Origin of the sequence: Streptococcus sp. HMSC077D04, from assembly GCF_001808785.1 — a bacterium.
GTDB classification, from domain to species: Bacteria; Bacillota; Bacilli; order Lactobacillales; family Streptococcaceae; genus Streptococcus; species Streptococcus mitis_BX.
Genome location: NZ_KV794458.1, coordinates 519 through 940 on the forward strand (window position 1 = coordinate 519; position 422 = coordinate 940).

General features: G+C 38.4%; 1 pseudogene. It reads right to left on the reverse strand.

Annotated features, from left to right (window positions below):
* Positions 1 to 124: 124 nt before the first annotated feature.
* Positions 125 to 422 (reverse strand): annotated as a pseudogene (locus HMPREF2701_RS10930) (CHAP domain-containing protein); the annotation flags it as partial.

A 422-nucleotide genomic window follows, 5' to 3' on the forward strand; every position in this document is an offset into this window, starting at 1 on the left:
AAAAAGAGAACGAGCCAAAACTGCGTTCTCCTTAAAATGTAAAACATTACTATTAAAGTAAAAAAGACGACTTACAGAACCTGTAAGCCACCTAGTCAGTCGGTTTATTCTGGTGTCTGCCACCGCTTGCCCCTTGAGATTTCAAAAACTCATACATATGTTTTGCTCGTTCAAACTCATCCCCACCAAACTGACCAATTGCTGGTAAAATAGTAGTCTGAAGTTGAATGACTTTTGGAAAATAAAATTGCGGATTGACATATACCAATTTTTCTTACTTGTTCTTATACTTTTGATAGGAGACTTTCAAACCTGTATCATCTGGTGTTTCACCTATAACATCACCCGTTAGAACTCTTGTCCCCTCAATCGCACGGCCATTATGAATGGAAGATAAGGTTAAGCGACTCTCATTCTCTCCT